Here is an 18026-nt window from a genome sequence, read left to right on the forward strand (position 1 = left end):
CCTTACCAGCGCAGCAATCTCGGGCCGAGCAGCCAGCCCAGTCCTGCCATGGCAAGGATCGGCAGGCAGTAGAAGACCGCCATGTAGAGCATGCCCAGTTCCGGGCAGTAGGGGGAATAGGCCGTCATCGCGACCGAGCCGCCGAAAATGCCGGCAGCAAGCCCGGCACGGCGCAGGTTGGTGGGGGCCAGCCAGCGCGTGGCAACCACGGCCCCGGCGAAGCCGAGCGGGCTCATGATCGCCATGGCGGCAAGGCAGGTGCGCCAGGTCGCGCCGGGAAAGGTGGACCTGGCCACCAGCAGGTCCAGCACCAGCAGCAGGCCGACGAGCACGAAGGGGATCGCCAGCGTCACCATGGCGCTGCGGGTCTTGCGGCCGGGCTGGCCCAGCAGCCAGAGCGTGGTGGCGCTCATCACCACCAGGGCGATCGAGAAACCCCACTTCACCGTCAGCGGCATGATGCCGAACTCGGCGACCGGGGCGAAGGCGCCTTCCAGCACCAGGGCCACGCCCAGTGCGCAGAGCACGATCACCGCCAGCAACGGCGCAACGAACTGCCGCACGGGATGGCCATTCTCCGTAGCGCCGTTCTCGGAAAGGCGGTCGATGAGGGTTTCGGTCGGGGTCATTTGCGGTTGTCTTCCACCATGGCCTTGAGCGCGTTCATTCCGCGATGCACGCGCAGCTTCATCGCCGACAGGCCGACGCCAAGACGTTCCCCGGCCTCGCGGTTGGTCAGTCCTTCGACATGGGTCAGCCGGATGGCTTCGGCCTGGGCTTCGGGCAGGCGATCAAGCAGCGCCTCCACGTCCACTCCAGCCAGCGTATCGGCGGGGACGGCCATGTCGGCCTCGTCATCCAGCACGATCGGGCTGCGCCCGCGTTTTCGCCAGTGGTCGATCAGCTTGTAGTTGGCGATCGCGTACATCCACGGCGCAACGGGTCGACCGGGGTCGAGCGTGTGCCGCTTCTGATGGATGGCGATCAGGCTTTCCTGCACCAGGTCCTCCAACTCGCTGTTCGCACCGATCTTGCTGGCCAGCCTGGCGCGGATACGCTGGGCAGCTTCGCCCAGGAACTGGCGATAGGCTGCCGAATCCCCCTCGCGCGCTGCCGCCATCAGGCGGTCGAGCGAGTCGTCGGGGGTGTTCACCTGCTCGTCCATTCGTTGCATCCTGCGGCAAGGTTACACGAAATGCGCCGTTGGCCTAAGGGCAGGAAATCCGCAGCCAATCGTGTCCGTCAGCTTGAATTCACCAAGCGTTCAGATTACAAACGTAATCGTAATGGCTACAAACGTAGTCGATCAGGGAGGTAGAGTTGGCTGCGAAGTCCGAATCCGAAGATGGCGTGGAACGCATCAGCGAAGCCGAACATGCGGTGATGGAAGCGCTGTGGAAGCGCAGCCCGCAAACCGCCGCCGAAGTGTGCGAGACCGTCTGCAAGGAACGCGGCTGGTCGATCCCGACCGTGAAGACGCTGCTCAGCCGGCTGGTGCAGAAGGGTGTCCTGGCCACCCAGCCTGACGGCCGCCGTTACCTCTACACCCCGTTGATCGCCCGCTCCGCCTATGTCGGCGGGGAGTCGCGGCGGCTGGTCGATCGCCTGTTCGGCGGTCGCGCCGCACCGCTGCTGGCACACCTGGCTCAGGCCGAGGCCCTGACGCCGGACGATATCGCTGAAATCGAGCGCCTCCTGCAGGAGATGAAGAAATGAGCGGCTTTGGGGACTGGATGGTCGACACCTTTGTCTACACCGGCCTGCTGATCGCGCTGGTGCTGCTGCTGCGGCGCCCGGTATCGCGCTGGTGCGGCCCGCAGGTGGCCTATGCGCTGTGGGCGCTGCCCCTCCTGCGCTTCATCATGCCGCCGATCGTGCTGCCCGCATGGATGGCCCCGGCAGAACCGGAACGGCTGGCCGCTTCGGCGACAGAGCCGCTGATGGTGATCATTTCCGACCCGGGAGAGGCCGGGGCAGTCGCCGCCGCCGAAACCGCTGCCGCCGCGCCGGTGGTGGGCATTGCCGTCACCGACCTGTTGCTGCCGCTGTGGCTGGGCGGGGCGCTGGTGTTCCTCGGCTGGCGCATTCGCGAATACTACCGGATGCGGGCCGAGCTGCTGGCGGAATCGATCCCGGTCGGCGATGCCGGCAAGGTGCGGCTGGTGGAAACACCCGCCGTCTCCGGCCCCGTGGCCTTCGGCGTGTTCGACAAGGTCGTCGCGCTGCCGCCCGCCTTCATGGCGCATTACGACATTACCGCCCGCGACATGGCGATTGCGCACGAGCTTGCGCACCATCGCGGCTACGATCTCGTTGCCAATATCGCGGCTCAGCCGCTGTTGGCTCTGCACTGGTTCAATCCGCTCGCCTGGTGGGGCTGGCGAGCAATGCGCAGGGACCAGGAGGCGGCTTGCGATGCGCGCGTCGTCGCTGGCCGTGAGCAGTCAGACAGGGTTGCCTACGCGCAGGTGATTGCCGGCTTTGCCGCCGGTGAGCACATGGCGCTGGCGGCTCCGATGGCTTGTCCGGTGCTGGGCGAGAAATCGATAATCCACCGTTTGAGGAGCCTCACAATGTCCGAAGTTTCGAGCCGTCGACGCCGTCTTGGCATCGCCGCGATTACCACCACCGCGCTGGCGCTGCCGCTGACCGCGTCGATTTCCTATGCGCAGGCCGAAGCGCCGCCCGCGCCGGAAGACGAACAGGTCATCGAAACCATCGATCCCGATACCGGGGAGCGCCGCGTCCGCATCGAGCGTCGCATCGAGCGCGGCGATGCAACCGAGGACGGCGAGCACGAGCGCCACGTCGAAATGCGCATCGTCCATGCCGACCATGCCGGTGAAGGCGAGGAAGGCGAGCACCGCATCGTCCGGCGCCGGATCATGCGCGATGGCGAGGAATTCAACGAAGAAGAATTCGAAGCCATGATGGAGCGCTTCGAAGCCGACATGGAGGCTCGCGAAGGCGAGATCCGCATCATCGTCGAGCAGGCGATGGAGCAGGCCGAGCACGCCATGGAAATGGGCGAACATGCCCGCGAGATGGCCGCCCTCATGCCGCAGATCGAAATGAGCTGCGACGATGTCGGCGAAAGCGGCGTGGCCGAACGCGACCTTGGCAACGGTCGCCGCGCGCTGGTGATTTGCCAGTCCTTCATCAACCAGAGCGCCATCGAAGGCATGCGCGAAGCGATGCGCGAAATGCGCAACAACCGTGAACTGTCCGACGAAATGCGCGAGGAAGCGCTGCGCGAAATGGAGCGCGCGATCGAGGAGCTGCAGCGCGAACGCCACACGCTGCACCGGATCGAGGCCAAGGTGGAACGCCGTGAGCGGGCGCCCAATGCCCGCGCTCAGGCGGTCGCCATGCGCTGGTCGGGCCGGATGGTCTCGCCCGTTGCACCGCCTGCACCGCCGGCTCCGGCTGTCGTGTGGGAAGTCGCTCCCCCGGCGCCCCCGGCTCCGCCTGCGGCACCGACGCCGCCTGTCAGCGAAGCCGACTGCGAATCCGAAACCGGCCGGGCCTGATCAATCGGTTGACTGGACGACGGGGCGCGACCGGAAGCGCGTCCCGTCGGCTGCCACGAATTCCTCGTCCTGCGAAACCGGTTCACCCAGTTGACCGTCCTCGCTGAGGTCTGCCAGCATCTCGGCCGGCATCGGGCGCGCCGGATAGGGGCAGCCCCGCTCTTCGCCCAATCCCTTCAAGTAGGCGCGACGCATCAGACCGGCGACGATCGCCTGGCGAAACTCGTATTCGTGATTGTTGGCCCCTGAAATCTCGCGGATGATGCCGCGGAACGGGATCAGCATGCCGACCACGCTTTGCGCCACGCCGCCCGCCGTCAACTTGCGCTGCTCGGGAGTTTCGGTGTCGACATCGTCGCCCAGCACGGCATCGAGATCGCCAATGGCCACGCGGATGGCCTCGCAATCCGCCGCGCCGGGATTGGCATAGGGGTTTTCCTGTGCCCACAGGAGGATCGGCGGGATCGGGTCGCGCGCCAGGTTCAGGTCACTGAGCGGGGTCAGCGCCACGTCGGCGGCGTCCACGCTGGTATCGGTCACGTCTTCCTGCGCCTGGGCAGGAGCCGCGAACACCAGCAGCGGAAGGGCCAGCAGCGGGGCCAGCCGCCGCGTCAGGCTAGGCCTGGAAATAGGTGTTGGTGCATCGATTGTCATCGCCGGTCTCCATGCCCATCCGTAGCGCTTCCATGCGCTGGCGGCTGGTGCCGTGAGTGAAGTTTTCGCTGCTCACGCGTCCGCCGGTCAGGCGATCGTCGCCGATGGCGGCGGCAGCTTCCATACCCTCTTCAAAATCCCCAGGCTCGATGAGGTTCCGATTCCGGCCGGCCCAGACCCCGGCAAGGCAGTCGGCGTGCAGTTCCATGCGCACCTGCAACTGGTTGCTGGCACGCGGGTTTTGCTGCTGCGCGCTGCGGATCTGCCCGGCGAGGCCGGAAATGTTCTGGATGTGGTGGCCGTATTCGTGCGCCACGACATAGAGCCGCGCGAAATCGCCGCCGTTGCCGGCCATCTGCGCCAGCTGGTCGTAGAAGCCGGTGTGGATGTAGATGCCCTGGTCAGCCGGGCAGTAGAACGGGCCGACGCCGGCCGAAGCGGTGCCGCAGCCCGAATTGACCGAATTGCCTTCGATGAAGGTCAGGGTCGGCTGCTGGAAGCGATTGCCCACGCCAGCCTCCTGGAAACGCCGCGCCCAGGTCTGGTTGAGCGAACCCAGCGCGTTGCAGGTTTCCATCGAGTACTGGTTGTCGTCGCAGATCTCCATCGCGCTTTCGCTGGAGTAGGCGGGCTGCTGTGCCGCGCCTGCGTTCATCTGCTCCATCGTGCCAAGCATCTGTGCCGGGTCCACGCCGAACACCAGCGCCGCGATCACGACGATGGCGATACCGCCGCAGCCCAGTTTTCCACCGGGCATCCCGCCGCCTCCGCTGCCGCCGCGTCGCACGTTGATGCTGCCGGGATTGAATGGATTGAGCCGCACGCTGCTTCCCCTCGCAAATCTCGATGCCTTTTGGACTGGACCAACGCATCTAGGCGTTTAGGACCCTCGTGCATAGCAATCCTACGGAGTTCCTTATGTTCCTTGACGGCAAGACTGCACTGGTAACCGGCTCGACCTCCGGGATCGGCCTCGGCATCGCGCGGGCGCTGCGGGCCGAAGGCGCCAGCGTGGTGCTGAACGGGTTCGGCGACGAGGCGGCAATCGCCAAGCTGTGCGAGGAACTGGACGCGCGCCGCATCAACACCGACCTCACCACCGTCGAAGGCGCCGAGGAACTGATGGCGAGCGCGGGCAAGGTCGACATTCTCGTCAACAATGCCGGGATGCAGCACGTTGCGCCGGTGGAGGAATTCCCGGTCGACAAGTGGAACGCGATCATCGCGCTCAACCTCTCCGCCGCCTTTCACACCGCGCGCCTCGCCGTGCCGCAGATGAAGGAGCAGGGTTGGGGCCGCATCATCAACGTCGCCAGCGCGCACTCGTTGACGGCCAGCCCGTTCAAGAGCGCCTATGTCGCCGCCAAGCACGGGATTGCGGGTCTTACCAAGACGCTGGCGCTGGAGCTGGCGCAATGCGGCATCACCGCCAACTGCATCAGCCCCGGCTACGTCTGGACCCCGCTGGTGGAGAACCAGATCCCCGACACCATGGCCGCCCGCGGCATGACCCGCGAGCAGGTGATGAACGACGTGCTGCTGGCCAAGCAGCCGACCAAGAAGTTCGTCCAGGTGGAGGAAGTGGGCGCCATGGCCGTGTTCCTGTGCCGTGACGAAGCGCAGAACATCAACGGCGCGAACCTCTCCGTCGATGGCGGCTGGACGGCGGAGTAGGATGCCGAGCCTGCGCGCCGGAGACGAGGTATTTCGTGCAGTATGGGCCTCGGATGTCGCATTCGACGGGATCCGGCTTGAGGTCTTCTCTCACTCCGGAGAGCTCTGGTTCGATATCTCGATGCCGGAAGGCGGGGATATTTCGGTGAACACCTTCAACAACGCGGTCCCGCACAAGGTCCTGTCCGCCGCCCTGGACATGGCGGGAAAGCAGCGGTGATGAGCCGCTTGATCTAGGTCCCTGTCGAAAACCCCCTTGGCGAATCACCCTCTGCTATGACAGAGGGCCGGATGGCTCAAACAACCGACATTCAAACCGGACTGACTTTCGACGACGTGCTGCTCAAGCCCGCCGAAAGCGACATCCTGCCTTCGCAGGCTTCCACCAAGACGCAGCTGACCAAGGGCATCGCGCTCAACATCCCCGTATTGTCGGCGGCGATGGACACCGTCACCGAGAGCGAGATGGCGATCGTCATGGCGCAGTTGGGCGGCATCGGCGTGCTCCACCGTAACCTGACGATCGAGCAGCAGTGCGCTGCCGTGCGCATGGTGAAGCGCTTCGAAAGCGGCATGGTGGTCAACCCGATCACGATCACCCCTGACGCCACGCTGGGCGAGGCGCAGGCGATCATGACGCAGAACAAGATCAGCGGCATTCCTGTTACCGACAACGGCGGCAAGCTGGTGGGCATCCTCACCAACCGCGATGTGCGCTTTGCCGACAACCCGAACCAGCCGGTGAAGGAGCTGATGACAAGCGAGAACCTCGCCACGGTCAGCGAGGGGGTAACCCAGGCGGAAGCGCGCAAGATCCTGCACCAGCGCCGCATCGAGAAGCTGCTGGTGGTCGATAACGACAACCGCTGCGTCGGCCTGATCACGGTGAAGGACATCGAGAAGGCCGTGCTCAATCCCGATGCCACCAAGGACGCGGGTGGCCGCCTACGCGTGGCTGCGGCTAGCACCGTTGGCGACAAGGGCTTCGAGCGTACCGAGGCGCTGATCGCCGCCGAATGCGACGTGGTGATCATCGATACGGCGCACGGTCACAACAAGGCCGTGGGCGAAGCGGTGAGGCGGGCCAAGGCGATCTCTGACAAGGTGCAGATCGTCGCCGGCAACATCGCCACGGCGGAAGCGGCCAAGGCGCTGATTGATGCCGGTGCGGATGCGATCAAGGTGGGTATCGGCCCCGGTTCGATCTGCACCACGCGGATCGTCGCCGGTGTCGGCGTGCCGCAGTTGACGGCAATCATGGATGCTGCCGGTGCAGCGGGCGATGTGCCCGTCATCGCTGACGGCGGTCTGCGCACCTCTGGCGACGCGGCCAAGGCGCTGGCGGCCGGTGCCTCCACTGTCATGATCGGTAGCTTGCTTGCGGGTACCGAAGAAGCTCCGGGCGAGACCTTCCTGTACCAGGGCCGGGCCTACAAGGCCTATCGCGGCATGGGTAGCGTGGGTGCCATGGCGCGCGGTTCGGCTGACCGCTATTTCCAGGCTGACATCAAGGACCAGATGAAGCTGGTCCCCGAAGGCATCGAGGGCCAGGTTCCCTACAAGGGTCCGGCGCGTGACGTGGTGCACCAGCTGGTCGGCGGCGTGAAGGCGGCCATGGGTTACACCGGCAGCGCGACGATTGCCGACCTCAAGACCCGTGCCCAGTTCATCCGCATCACCAATGCCGGCCTGTCGGAAAGCCATGTCCACGATGTGAGCATCACCCGCGAGGCTCCCAATTACCCGACGCGCTAGGTCATGACGCCCGCCGCGCGGGTCCAGGCCGCGATCGAGATCCTCGACGGCGTGATCGCCGCTGCCCGCCACAATGGCGCTCCGGCGGATCGGCTGGTGGCGGAGTGGTTCCGCACCCACCGCTTCGCCGGCTCGAAGGACAAGCGCGCCATTCGCGAGCACGTCTACGATGCCATCCGCGCCTGTGGCCCCGTGCCGCAGACGGGCAGGGCGGCCATGCTGGGCCTTGCCGAGGAACAGCCCGAACTGCGTGAGCTGTTCGACGGCTCGCAATACGGTCCGGCAGCCATCGGCGAAGGCGAGGAGCCTGCCGAGGGCGGAGTCGCGCCCGAATGGCTGGAAGACCGGCTGATCGCCTCCGACAACTCGCAGGACGATGCCGAGGCGCTGCTTGGCCGTGCCCCGCTGGACGTGCGCATCAACACGCTCAAGACCGACACTGCGCCCGCCGACCTTCCCGAAGCGGGAGAGCCGCTGCCGGGCGTGAAGGGCCTGCGCTTCCCGACCGGAACCCAGATCGCCGCTTGGAAGGCCTACGAGGACGGCCTGATCGAAGTGCAGGACCATGGTAGCCAATTGGCTTGCATGGCTGTCGGCGCGCAGCCAGGCGAGACGGTGATCGATCTCTGTGCCGGGGCAGGGGGCAAGACCCTCGCCCTGGCCGCCGCCATGGCCAACGAGGGCACGCTGGTCGCCGCCGATACCGACCGCCGCCGACTCTCGCAGCTGGGGCCGCGGGCGGAGCGCGCCGGAGCGCGGATTGCCGCCGAAGTGCTGCTCGATCCCGGCAAGGAGCTGGAAGCGCTGGCAGAGTGGGAGGGCAAGGCTGATCGGGTGCTGGTCGATGCCCCGTGCTCGGGCACCGGCACCTGGCGCCGCAATCCCGAAGCCCGCTGGCGCCTGGACGAGCGCGAGTTGTCACGACTTGTCAAAGTCCAGTCACACCTGCTTGAAATCGCTTCAAAGCTGGTCAAGCCGGGTGGGTCGATAACCTACGTCACCTGCTCGCTGCTAGACGAAGAAGGCGCGCAGCAGGTCGAGAAATTCCTCGCCGCCAATCCGGACTGGCAGGCGCAGGATCCGGGCTTGCCGCTCGGCACGGCGCGCGGCCCCGGTGTGCGCCTGCTGCCGTCCCGCGACGGAACGGACGGATTTTTCATCGCACGTATAGCTAAGGCGTGTTAACACTTGGCGGCAATGGACGCTTACCGCACATCTTACCCGTCCAGGCTCAAGGAGTATGTCATGCGTTTCGGACCTGTCGCTGCTGCCCTGTCGCTCGCCCTCGCCGTGCAGGCGAGTATTGGCCACGCGCAGCAATACCAGGTCGATCCGCGCTCTGCCGCGCTGGTGGCGGAAGGCCGCGCTTCGCTCGACGCCGGTGACACGCAGGCGGCCATCGACGCGTTCGAGGCCGCGCTGGCGGTCGATCCGGGCAACACGCAGGTCTATCTCGAGCTGGCCAATGCCGCGCGTGCCGACGGCCTGCAGGGCAAGGCGATCCACTATTACCGCGAAGCGCAGGAGCGCGATCCGGAGAACCTCGCCGCGATTTCGGGCGAAGGTGAGGCACTGGTCGAAAAGGGCGCGCTGAGCGCCGCTCGCCAGAACCTGGAACGGCTGGAAAGCCTGTGCGGCGAAACCTGCATCGAGACCGTGCAGCTGAGCGCTGCCATCGATCGCGGCCCGCCGGTGATGACCGCCGAAGCGGTCAGCGCCGACGACGAGGTTACTCAGAACTGAGTTTGCTTCTGAAACCGGCAACCACGGTTTCGTAAACCTCGCGCTTGAAGGGCACGATCAGCTCCGGCAGCAGGTCGGGGTCGACCCATTTCCATTCGCAGAACTCCGGGTGCTTGTGCGCCTCCAGGTCGATGTCGCTGTCGCTGCCGTTGAAGCGCACGAGGAACCACGCCTGCCGCTGACCCTTGAACTTGCCGCCCCACAGCTTGCCGTGCAGCTCTTCGGGCAGGTCGTAGTAGAGCTCTTCCTCCAGCTGGTGGACGATTTCGAGGTGCTGGCGCTGCACGCCGGTTTCTTCCGCCAGTTCGCGCACCATGGCCTCGGCCAGGTCCTCGCCATCGTCGACGCCGCCCTGGGGCATCTGCCACCAGTCGCCTTCCTTGTTGTCGATGCGCTTGCCGACGAAAGCTTCGCCAAGGGCGTTGATCATCATCGTGCCGACGCACGGGCGGTATTCGTAACGATCTGCTCTGCTCATGGCGCGGCTGCTTAAGGCGGTGGAGAGGTGAAAGCCAGCTATTGCGCGCAAAACAGAAAAACTTGATTGTTTCCGAAGCAACGGGAACCTAGGTCGCACGTCCACGCTCGATGGCGGCAGAAAGATTCTTTTGATGGCAACCCAGACGGCCGAAACCAGGCCTGACCTTTCCACCCAGGACGCAATCGTCGTTCGCTTCGCTGGCGACAGCGGCGACGGCATGCAGCTGACCGGCGGGCAGTTCACCCTGTCCACCGCGCTGGCCGGTAACGACCTCGCGACCTTCCCCGATTTCCCCGCCGAGATCCGCGCGCCGCAGGGCACGCTGTTCGGCGTGTCGGCGTTCCAGATCAACTTCGGCAGTCGCCAGATCTCGACCGCGGGCGACGCGCCCGACGTGCTGGTGGCGATGAACCCGGCGGCGCTGAAGGTGAACCTCGCCTCGCTGAAGCCCGGCGGCCTGATCATCGCCGACACCGGCGCCTTCACCAAGCGCAACCTCGACAAGGCGGAATACGAGAGCAACCCGCTGGAAGACGGCAGCCTGGCGAAATACGACCTGCTGGCCTTCGACATTTCCGAACGCACCATCGAAGCGGTGAAGCCCTTCGGCCTTGGCAACAAGGACGCGCTGCGGTCCAAGAACATGTGGACGCTGGGGCTGGCGCTGTGGATGTTCGATCGACCGCGCGAACCGATCCACGACTGGCTGAAGGCCAAGTTCAAGTCCAAGCCGGAAATTGCCGACGCCAACATCGCCGCGCTCGACGCCGGCCATGCCTATGGCGAGACTGCCGAGCTGGCCGGGCCGCTGCAGCAGGTGACCATGCCGCCGATGCCCGCCGAGCCGGGCCTCTACCGCACCATTACCGGCGCAGAAGCCGTGTCGCTGGGCCTTGTCGCCGGGGCGCAGCTGGCGGAACTGCCGATGTTCTTCGGCGGCTATCCGATCACGCCGGCCTCGGCGATCCTGCACCACCTCGCGCGGCTGAAGGAATTCGGCGTCACCACCTTCCAGGCGGAAGACGAGATTGCCGCGATCTGCGCCGCCATCGGCGCCAGCTATGCCGGCCAACTGGGCGTCACCAGCTCGTCCGGCCCCGGCATTGCGCTGAAGGGCGAGGCGATGGGCCTCGCCATCATGGTGGAACTGCCGCTGGTGATCGTGAACAGCCAGCGTGGCGGCCCCTCCACCGGCCTGCCGACAAAGACCGAGCAGAGCGACCTCTACCAGGCCGTCTATGGCCGCAACGGCGATGCGCCGATGCCCGTCATCGCCGCTCGCTCGCCTGCCGATGCCTTCGAAGTCGCCATCGAGGCCTGCCGTATCGCGGTGGAATACATGACCCCCGTCATGCTGCTGACCGACGGCTATATCGCCAATGCGGCAGAGCCGTGGAAGGTGCCCGATCCGGACGCGTTCGAACCGTTCCCGGCCAAGTTCCTCGAACAGCTGCCCGAAGGCGCCGCATTCCACCCCTATGCCCGCGACGCCAAGGGCGCACGGCCGTGGGTGAAGCCGGGCACGCCGGGCCTGCTGCACCGGGTCGGCGGCATCGAGAAGCACGAGCTGACCGGCAATATCGATTACTCGCCGGCCAACCACCAGAGGATGACCGAACTGCGCCGCGACAAGGTGCTGGGCGTTGCCGTGCCGGACCAGCAGGTCTCGCTGGGCGACGATACGGGCGAGCTGGCCGTGGTCGGCTGGGGCAGCACCTATGGCCCGATCCGCCAGGCCGTGGGCCGCTGGATCGAGAAGGGCCGCAAGGTCAGCCACATCCATGTCCGCAACATCTGGCCGCTGCCGGGCAACCTGGGCGAGCTGCTGGGCGGCTTCGACAAGGTGCTGGTGCCCGAGATGAACACCGGCCAGTTCAAGACCGTGCTGCGCGACCAGCTGCTGGTCGACGCCGAAAGCCTGACCAAGACGAGCGGCCAGCCGTTCCAGATCGCCGAACTTGAAGCTGCCATCGGGGAGCGCCTCGCATGAACGACATGACGCCTGTCGAAACCACCCTGAAGGACTGGGAAACCGACCAGGAGGTGCGCTGGTGCCCGGGTTGCGGGGACTATGCCATCCTGAAGGCGGTGCAGCGCACCATGCCGCAGCTGGGCGCGGACCCGAAGAACACCGTCTTCGTGTCCGGCATCGGCTGCTCCAGCCGCTTTCCCTATTACATGGAGACCTACGGCTTCCACACCATCCACGGCCGAGCGCCGGCCTTTGCGACCGGCATCAAGCTGGCCAATCCGGACCTCGACGTGTGGCTGGTGACCGGTGACGGCGACGGCCTGTCGATCGGCGGCAACCACCTGATGCATGTCCTGCGGCGCAACGTGAACATGCAGATCATGCTGTTCAACAACGAGATCTACGGCCTGACCAAGGGCCAGTTCTCGCCCACCAGCCGCATCGGTACGCGCAGCCCGTCCACGCCGGTCGGCAGCTTCGACCGTCCGATCAACCCGTGCAGCTTTGCGCTGGGCGCCAATGCCCGGTTCGTGGCGCGCGGCTTCGACGTGTCGAAGAAGCTGCCCGACGTCTTGAAGGCCGCCCATGCCCACCAGGGCGCCGCCTTCATCGAGATCTTCCAGAACTGCATCGTCTACAACAAGGACGTGTTCGACGGTTTCGCCGCACCCAAGGGGGCGGAGGACTTCCAGCTGTGGCTGGAGGACGGCGAGCCGATGCTGTTCGCCGGCGGGACCAAGGGCATCACGCTCGATCGCGAGGCGCTGGAGCTTAGGGTGGTCGACGTTGTCGATGGCGATTGGCAGGCGGCGGGCGTGATCGTCCACAATGTCACCAACCGGTCCATCGCCCACATGCTGGTGGAAATGCCCTTCGGCGAATACCCGATGGCGCTGGGCGTGCTCTACGACGATCCGCGGCCGACCTACGAGGTAGCCGTGGCGGAAGAGCGTGAGCGGGCGACCAGGGGCAAGGAGAACAACCTCGCCAAGCTGCTCGGCACCGGCCAGACCTGGACCGTCGACGGCACGGCCGCCGATCCGGCCTAGTTCACCAACGTAAGTTACCGAACTTGCCACTGGCCCGCACCGGGCCTAAGGCTTCGTCTTGTAGTGTCTTCGATGGGAGCGATTTCCCGGACATAAGGCGTTGGTATATTGGGTGAATTGGAGAGCGACTGACCGTGCTGATGGCAGCTCCCAATGATGTGATCCAGGACGGCCGCAGCCTCTATCGGTCGTTTGGCTTGCAGGTGCTCGCCTGTATCGTCTTCGGCACCTTGCTGCCGCCATTCCTCTATTTCGGCGGCCGAATGGCCTCGTTCGAGAACCCCACGTTCCAGAACAGCGTCATCGCCTCGATGATCGCGCTGATCGCGGGGATCTTCTTCGCCCGACGGGTGAACATCTATCCCGGCGTCAAGCAGCTGGGCGCCGTGCTGCCCACCTTTATCGCCAGCTTCGGCTTCGTCGCCCTGCTCATCCTTGCCTTCCGCTTCGACTATTCGAACCAGGTGCTGCTGATCAATTTCATGGCCTCGGTGCTCGTCTATGTCGGCGTGATGGGGCTGGCGACCAAGGCCGACACCAAGATCCTCTACACCGTCCCCGGCGGCCGGATTGCCCGGCTCGGCAACCTGGGGCTGGAGACCCGCAAGCTGCTGGAGCCGGTGCTGCCCAACCACCGCGGGGCGATCATCGTGGCCGACCTGCACGCGGACCATGACGACAGCTGGGAACGGCTGCTCGCCACCGCTGCGCTGGAAGGCGTGCCGGTGTTCCATTTCAAGCAGGTTTACGAGGCAGCCACCGGCAAGGTGTGGATCGAACACCTCGCGGAAAACAGCTTCGGATCGCTGCTGCCGAACATGAGCTTCATGCGGCTGAAGCGCCTGGCCGATATCGCGCTGGTGCTGCTGCTGCTGCCGATTCTGGTGCTGCCGTTGCTGCTGGTGGCCGTGCTGGTGAAGCTGGATTCGCACGGTCCGGTGCTGTTCCGGCAGGAGCGGGTCGGTTATCGCGGGCGGCCCTTCATGGTCACCAAGTTCCGCACCATGCGCTGCGAGGAACTGTCCGAAAGTGTCGAGGAGCGGCGCGCCAAGGCGATGACCGGCGAAAACGATCCGCGCATCACCAAGCTGGGCGCCTTCCTGCGGCGCACGCGGATCGACGAACTGCCGCAGATGCTCAACATCCTGATGGGACACATGAGCTGGATCGGCCCGCGCCCGGAGGCGTTGGAACTGGGCAACTGGTACCGGCAGGAAATCCCATTCTACGACTACCGCCACATCGTGCGGCCAGGCATCACCGGCTGGGCACAGGTAAACCAGGGCCACGTCACCGAATTGCAGGACATCGACGCCAAGCTCCAGTACGACTTCTATTACATCAAGAACTTCTCGTACTGGCTGGATTTCCTGATCCTGATGCGCACCGCGCAGGTCGTGCTGACCGGCCACGGCGCGAAGTAACAGGGATTAGCGGCGGCGTCGCCGCGCGTCGTAGGCCAGCAGCAGCAGGGACAGCAGCAACGCCGCGCCCGCGGCAATCCCGACCAGCAAATACCAGTCGGGCGTCACCGGACGCACAGGCAGGACTGCCGGAGCGATGACGCGCGCGGTGGTCGGAACCTCATCGGTATCCGCCAGCGCCAGGCGTTGCAGCAACAGGCTGTAGAGCTCGCGCTTGGCGATCACTTCCTGTTGCAGGGTGCCGAGCTCGCCACCTGCGGCCGCGCGCGCCTCGACTTCGCCGCCCAGTTGCGCGAGCTGCGCCTGCAACTGCTGTTCGCGCATGGTCAGCTGCATCTGCTGCTCGGCCCGGTCCTCGGCCAGCCGCACCGCCTCGCGCGACAGGCTCTGGTCGACGGCGGCGATCCGTTCGCGCAAGTCGCGCGCGGCCGGATAGTCGGCGCGAAACTGCTCGGTGATGCGCTCGTATTCGGCCTCCAGCGCCGCACGACTGTCCTGCAGGCGCGCGATCACGGGATCGCGGGAATCGAGCTGGCCGCTGGCGATTTCGGCCTCGATCCGATCGAGTTCCGCGCTTACCGTGGCGAGTTCGGTGGTCAGCGCCATGCGGGCTTCGTTCGACATGGCGTCGCTGCCGTCCAGCGCGACCAGCTCGGTCTCCGCCGAGGGGAGGGCGAGGATGTCGGCTTCCGACATGTTCTCCGCCAGCGCGCGCTCGGCGGTTTCCAGTTCGCCGCGCACCTCGGCCACCAGGGCTTCCAGTTCCTGCCGGGATTCCCCCAGTGAGCCGGACACCTGGTTGGCGTCCTCGATCACGAAAGCGTCCGCCATGGCGTTGGCGACCTGGGTCGCCAGCCAGGGGTCGGCAGCGCGATAGGTGATGGAAACGAACAGGCCGTCGTCGTCCAGGCTGGCGCCGCTGCCGCGCAGCAGGATCGCCGCCGCGCGCGTAAGTCGCTCGGCTTCGCCCATGGTGCTGTTGTCGAGTTGCGGGTGGGCGGTGAGGAAGCGCTGGTCCGTCACCAGCTCCAGCTCGGTCGCGGCCCGGGTGGCGACCGGCGAGGTGCGCACGGCCACGATGCGCTCTCCCGGCAGCGGCATCGTTTCAGGATCGGCGCTCTCCGGAACGATCAGTTCCACCTGCGCCTCAGCTTCGTAGAGCTTCTCGGTCGAGAACCCGATGGCGGCGGCGATGCCCGCACAGCTGGCGACGATCGCCACGATGGGCAGACCCAGCCGCTGCCATGCCGGTCGATGCCGCACGGCGCGTGCGCCAGGACCCAGGTAATCGGCCTCGTCGTGAACTCCGCTCATGGACACTGGTTACCCGCAAGGACGCGCGCAATAAAGAGAATGTGGGGCTAGTCCTTTTGCGGCCCGGCACTATGTTCGCCCGCCGATGGACAATCTTACCCACTCGCTGACAGGTGCCCTGCTGGGGCAGGCCGGACTGAAGAAGAAGACCGGGCTGGCCATGCCTGCGCTGATCATCGGCGCGAACCTGCCCGATATCGACGCCACCTGCTTCCTCTGGCTGGAGGGGACCGAGCACCTCGGCTTCCGCCGCGGCATCACCCACGGCCCGCCCGCCATGGTGCTGCTGCCGCTGGTGCTGGCGGGACTGTTATGGGGGTGGGACCGCTGGCAGACCAGGCGCGGCAAGCGGCCCGAGGGGCGGCTGCCGGTGCATTTCGGCTGGCTGTACCTGCTCTCGCTGATCGGCTGCCTGTCGCATCCGGCGCTCGACTGGATGAATGTCTACGGCGTGCGCCTGCTGGAGCCGTTCTCCAGCCGCTGGTTCTATGGCGACGTGCTGTTCATCATCGACCTGTGGTTGTGGCTGGCGCTGATCCTTGGCACCTGGCTTTCGCTACGGCGGGAAAAGCGCGGCGGCGACGGGCAGAAGCTGGCGCGCAACGTGCTGGGCCTGTGCGGACTCTATGTCGTCGCCAATCTTGCCATCACGCAATACGACAAGCTGACCAACACCTCTTTCCCGGAGACGATTTCCTCACCCCCTCCCATCGCCTTCTGGCAGCGCGAGACCATCGGTGTCGGGGGCGGAGGCAGCTTCTTCATCGATGGCGAGAAGCTGGGCAACATGCCGCTCCACGCCTGCGATCTCGATGCCGCGCGGGCGCAGGACAGCCAGCTCGATGCCTTCCTGTTCTGGGCGCGCGCGCCGGTGCTCGACCGGCTGGAAGACGGCACCTGGCGAATCTCCGATGCGCGCTATTACGAAGTGCGCGACGGGCGCTTCAGCGTGGACCTGCCCGATGGTCTATGTTCGGAACCGGGCGCAAGCTGATACCGTTCTTCCCCTGAAAGCAGGGAATAGACGTGTCCGAACCACAGATTGTCTGGCTGCGCCGCGACCTGCGGCTGTGCGACCACGAGGCCTTTACGGCTGCGGCGGCTGCGGGGCCGGTCGTGCCGGTCTACATCCTCGATGACGAAACACCCGGCGAACGGCGCCTGGGTGGCGCCAGCCGCTGGTGGCTGCACCATGCGCTGGAGGAACTGGGCAAGGACCTTGGCCGTCATCGTTCGCGGCTGGTCCTGCGGCGCGGCAACGCGGTGGAGGAGCTGTGCAAGCTGGCGGAGGAGGTCGGCGCCAGGACCGTCCACGCCATTCGGCATTACGAGCCGTGGTGGCGCCGTGCGCAGGGCAAGCTGAAGGACAAGCTCGACCTGCAACTGCACGACGGCAACTACCTGCTGCCGCCGGGAACCGTCACCACCGGATCGGGCACGCCCTACAAGATCTTCACCCCGTTCAAGGATGCCATGTTCGACCGCATCCAGGGTTACGACATCCTTCCGGAGCCGAGCCTGGAGAGCCCCGAGAGTTGGCCTGCCAGCCTCTCGCTGGACGATCTCGACCTGTTGCCGTCACAGCCCGACTGGGCTGGCGGAATGCGCCAGGCATGGGACGGCCTGCACGGCACGGCTGCGGCGATGGAGCGGTTCGACGAGTTCCTCGACAAGGTCGCGCCCTACGCCGACGACCGCAACCTGCCGAGCGAGGACGCCACCAGCCGCCTCTCGCCGCACCTGCATTTCGGCGAGGTTTCGCCGCGCATGCTGTGGGACCGGATGAGCCGCCACACCAGCGCCGGCGCGCGCATGTTCCGGGCCGAGCTGATCTGGCGCGACTATGCGCAGAACCTCGTCTGCCAGTTCCCCGACTATTCGGAAAAGCCCTATCGCGACGGGTACGAGGAGGACTTCTGGCGCAACCCCAATCGCGGCCACGTGATCCGGGAGGAACTGGAAGCCTGGCAGCAGGGCCGCACCGGCTATCCCATCGTCGATGCCGGCATGCGCCAGCTATGGGCGACCGGCTGGATGCACAACCGCGTGCGGATGATCGCCGCCAGCTTCCTCGTCAAACACCTGCTGATCGACTGGCGGCACGGCGAGAAGTGGTTCTGGGATACGCTGGTGGACGCGGACTATGCTTCCAACGGCACCAACTGGCAGTGGGTCAGCGGCACGGGCGTGGACAGCAACATGTTCGTGCGCATCATGGCTCCGCTCAGCCAGAGCGAGAAGTTCGACGCGGCGGACTATATCCGCGAATGGGTGCCCGAACTGGCCAGGCTCGACGAGCCCTATATCCACGACCCGCCCGATCACCTGCGCGGCGACTATCCGGCCAAGATCATCGGTCACAAGGAAGCGCGCGAGCGGGCGCTCGCCAACTATCGTGCGCACAAGGACTGACCCCGGCTTGAGTGTCTG

Annotated in this window: 18 protein-coding genes; 12 read left to right on the forward strand and 6 right to left on the reverse strand. The window is 65.9% G+C overall.

Annotation, left to right across the window (positions count from 1 at the left end):
- Positions 1-2: 2 nt before the first annotated feature.
- On the reverse strand, positions 3-629 hold the full coding sequence (locus OZN62_RS00825) for a DUF1109 domain-containing protein (RefSeq protein WP_269100737.1): 627 nt from the start codon (positions 627-629) through the stop codon (positions 3-5).
- Positions 626-1165, reverse strand: a complete 540-nt coding sequence (locus OZN62_RS00830) for a sigma-70 family RNA polymerase sigma factor (RefSeq protein ID WP_269100738.1) — start codon at positions 1163-1165, stop codon at positions 626-628. Before OZN62_RS00830 ends, OZN62_RS00825 begins: the two co-directional genes overlap by 4 nt.
- Positions 1166-1320: 155 nt before the next feature.
- On the opposite strand from OZN62_RS00830, the gene OZN62_RS00835 reads away from it, so the two are divergent.
- Together OZN62_RS00835 and OZN62_RS00840 are read left to right on the forward strand one after the other, a co-directional pair.
- Positions 1321-1716: a BlaI/MecI/CopY family transcriptional regulator gene (locus tag OZN62_RS00835; RefSeq protein WP_269100746.1), complete on the forward strand. Its 396-nt coding sequence runs from the start codon at positions 1321-1323 to the stop codon at positions 1714-1716.
- The gene (locus tag OZN62_RS00840; protein WP_269100748.1) at positions 1713-3530 is read left to right on the forward strand and encodes a M56 family metallopeptidase; all 1818 of its coding nucleotides are present in this window, start codon (positions 1713-1715) and stop codon (positions 3528-3530) included. The genes OZN62_RS00835 and OZN62_RS00840 overlap by 4 nt, the downstream gene beginning before the upstream one ends.
- On the opposite strand, the gene OZN62_RS00845 is transcribed toward OZN62_RS00840, so the two are convergent.
- Positions 3531-4184, reverse strand: coding sequence for a hypothetical protein (locus OZN62_RS00845; protein WP_269100752.1), 654 nt, complete (start codon positions 4182-4184; stop codon positions 3531-3533).
- The gene (ypfJ, locus tag OZN62_RS00850) at positions 4147-5007 is read right to left on the reverse strand and encodes a KPN_02809 family neutral zinc metallopeptidase (RefSeq protein WP_269100754.1); all 861 of its coding nucleotides are present in this window, start codon (positions 5005-5007) and stop codon (positions 4147-4149) included. Before ypfJ ends, OZN62_RS00845 begins: the two co-directional genes overlap by 38 nt.
- 95 nt (positions 5008-5102) lie before the next feature.
- On the opposite strand from ypfJ, the gene OZN62_RS00855 reads away from it, so the two are divergent.
- The 5 genes from OZN62_RS00855 to OZN62_RS00875 all read left to right on the forward strand — a co-directional run bounded on the left by OZN62_RS00855 (position 5103) and on the right by OZN62_RS00875 (position 9356).
- Positions 5103-5858, forward strand: a complete 756-nt coding sequence (locus OZN62_RS00855; RefSeq protein ID WP_269100756.1) for a 3-hydroxybutyrate dehydrogenase — start codon at positions 5103-5105, stop codon at positions 5856-5858.
- A 1-nt stretch (position 5859) separates the two neighbouring features.
- Positions 5860-6078: a hypothetical protein gene (locus OZN62_RS00860; RefSeq protein ID WP_269100758.1), complete on the forward strand. Its 219-nt coding sequence runs from the start codon at positions 5860-5862 to the stop codon at positions 6076-6078.
- A 71-nt stretch (positions 6079-6149) separates the two neighbouring features.
- Positions 6150-7613: an IMP dehydrogenase gene (guaB, locus tag OZN62_RS00865; protein WP_269100760.1), complete on the forward strand. Its 1464-nt coding sequence runs from the start codon at positions 6150-6152 to the stop codon at positions 7611-7613.
- Positions 7614-7616: 3 nt separating this feature from the next.
- Positions 7617-8798, forward strand: a complete 1182-nt coding sequence (locus tag OZN62_RS00870; RefSeq protein WP_269100762.1) for an RsmB/NOP family class I SAM-dependent RNA methyltransferase — start codon at positions 7617-7619, stop codon at positions 8796-8798.
- Positions 8799-8858: 60 nt separating this feature from the next.
- A complete protein-coding gene (locus OZN62_RS00875) occupies positions 8859-9356 on the forward strand; it encodes a tetratricopeptide repeat protein (protein ID WP_269100763.1) in 498 nt (165 codons plus the stop codon).
- On the opposite strand, the gene OZN62_RS00880 is transcribed toward OZN62_RS00875, so the two are convergent.
- Positions 9343-9834: an RNA pyrophosphohydrolase gene (locus OZN62_RS00880; RefSeq protein WP_269100764.1), complete on the reverse strand. Its 492-nt coding sequence runs from the start codon at positions 9832-9834 to the stop codon at positions 9343-9345. The genes OZN62_RS00875 and OZN62_RS00880 overlap by 14 nt on opposite strands.
- A 133-nt stretch (positions 9835-9967) precedes the next feature.
- On the opposite strand from OZN62_RS00880, the gene OZN62_RS00885 reads away from it, so the two are divergent.
- The 3 genes from OZN62_RS00885 (at position 9968) to OZN62_RS00895 (ending at position 14282) form a co-directional block, all read left to right on the forward strand.
- Positions 9968-11827 (forward strand): 2-oxoacid:acceptor oxidoreductase subunit alpha, encoded by a 1860-nt coding sequence (locus OZN62_RS00885; RefSeq protein WP_269100765.1) that lies wholly within the window; start codon positions 9968-9970, stop codon positions 11825-11827.
- A complete protein-coding gene (locus OZN62_RS00890) occupies positions 11824-12858 on the forward strand; it encodes a 2-oxoacid:ferredoxin oxidoreductase subunit beta (protein ID WP_269100766.1) in 1035 nt (344 codons plus the stop codon). The genes OZN62_RS00885 and OZN62_RS00890 overlap by 4 nt, the downstream gene beginning before the upstream one ends.
- Before the next feature lie 140 nt (positions 12859-12998).
- Positions 12999-14282: an exopolysaccharide biosynthesis polyprenyl glycosylphosphotransferase gene (locus tag OZN62_RS00895; protein WP_269100767.1), complete on the forward strand. Its 1284-nt coding sequence runs from the start codon at positions 12999-13001 to the stop codon at positions 14280-14282.
- Between the two features lie 6 nt (positions 14283-14288).
- Here OZN62_RS00895 and OZN62_RS00900 read toward each other — a convergent pair whose 3' ends face one another.
- Positions 14289-15596, reverse strand: coding sequence for a GumC family protein (locus tag OZN62_RS00900; protein WP_269100768.1), 1308 nt, complete (start codon positions 15594-15596; stop codon positions 14289-14291).
- A gap of 85 nt (positions 15597-15681) precedes the next feature.
- Between OZN62_RS00900 and OZN62_RS00905 the strand changes: the two genes are divergently transcribed.
- Positions 15682-16590, forward strand: a complete 909-nt coding sequence (locus tag OZN62_RS00905; protein WP_269100769.1) for a metal-dependent hydrolase — start codon at positions 15682-15684, stop codon at positions 16588-16590.
- 32 nt (positions 16591-16622) lie between these two features.
- On the forward strand, positions 16623-18008 hold the full coding sequence (locus OZN62_RS00910; RefSeq protein WP_269100770.1) for a cryptochrome/photolyase family protein: 1386 nt from the start codon (positions 16623-16625) through the stop codon (positions 18006-18008).
- Positions 18009-18026: the final 18 nt, after the last annotated feature.

Origin of the sequence: Aurantiacibacter sp. MUD11, assembly GCF_026967575.1 — a bacterium.
Lineage (GTDB): Bacteria > Pseudomonadota > Alphaproteobacteria > Sphingomonadales > Sphingomonadaceae > Alteraurantiacibacter.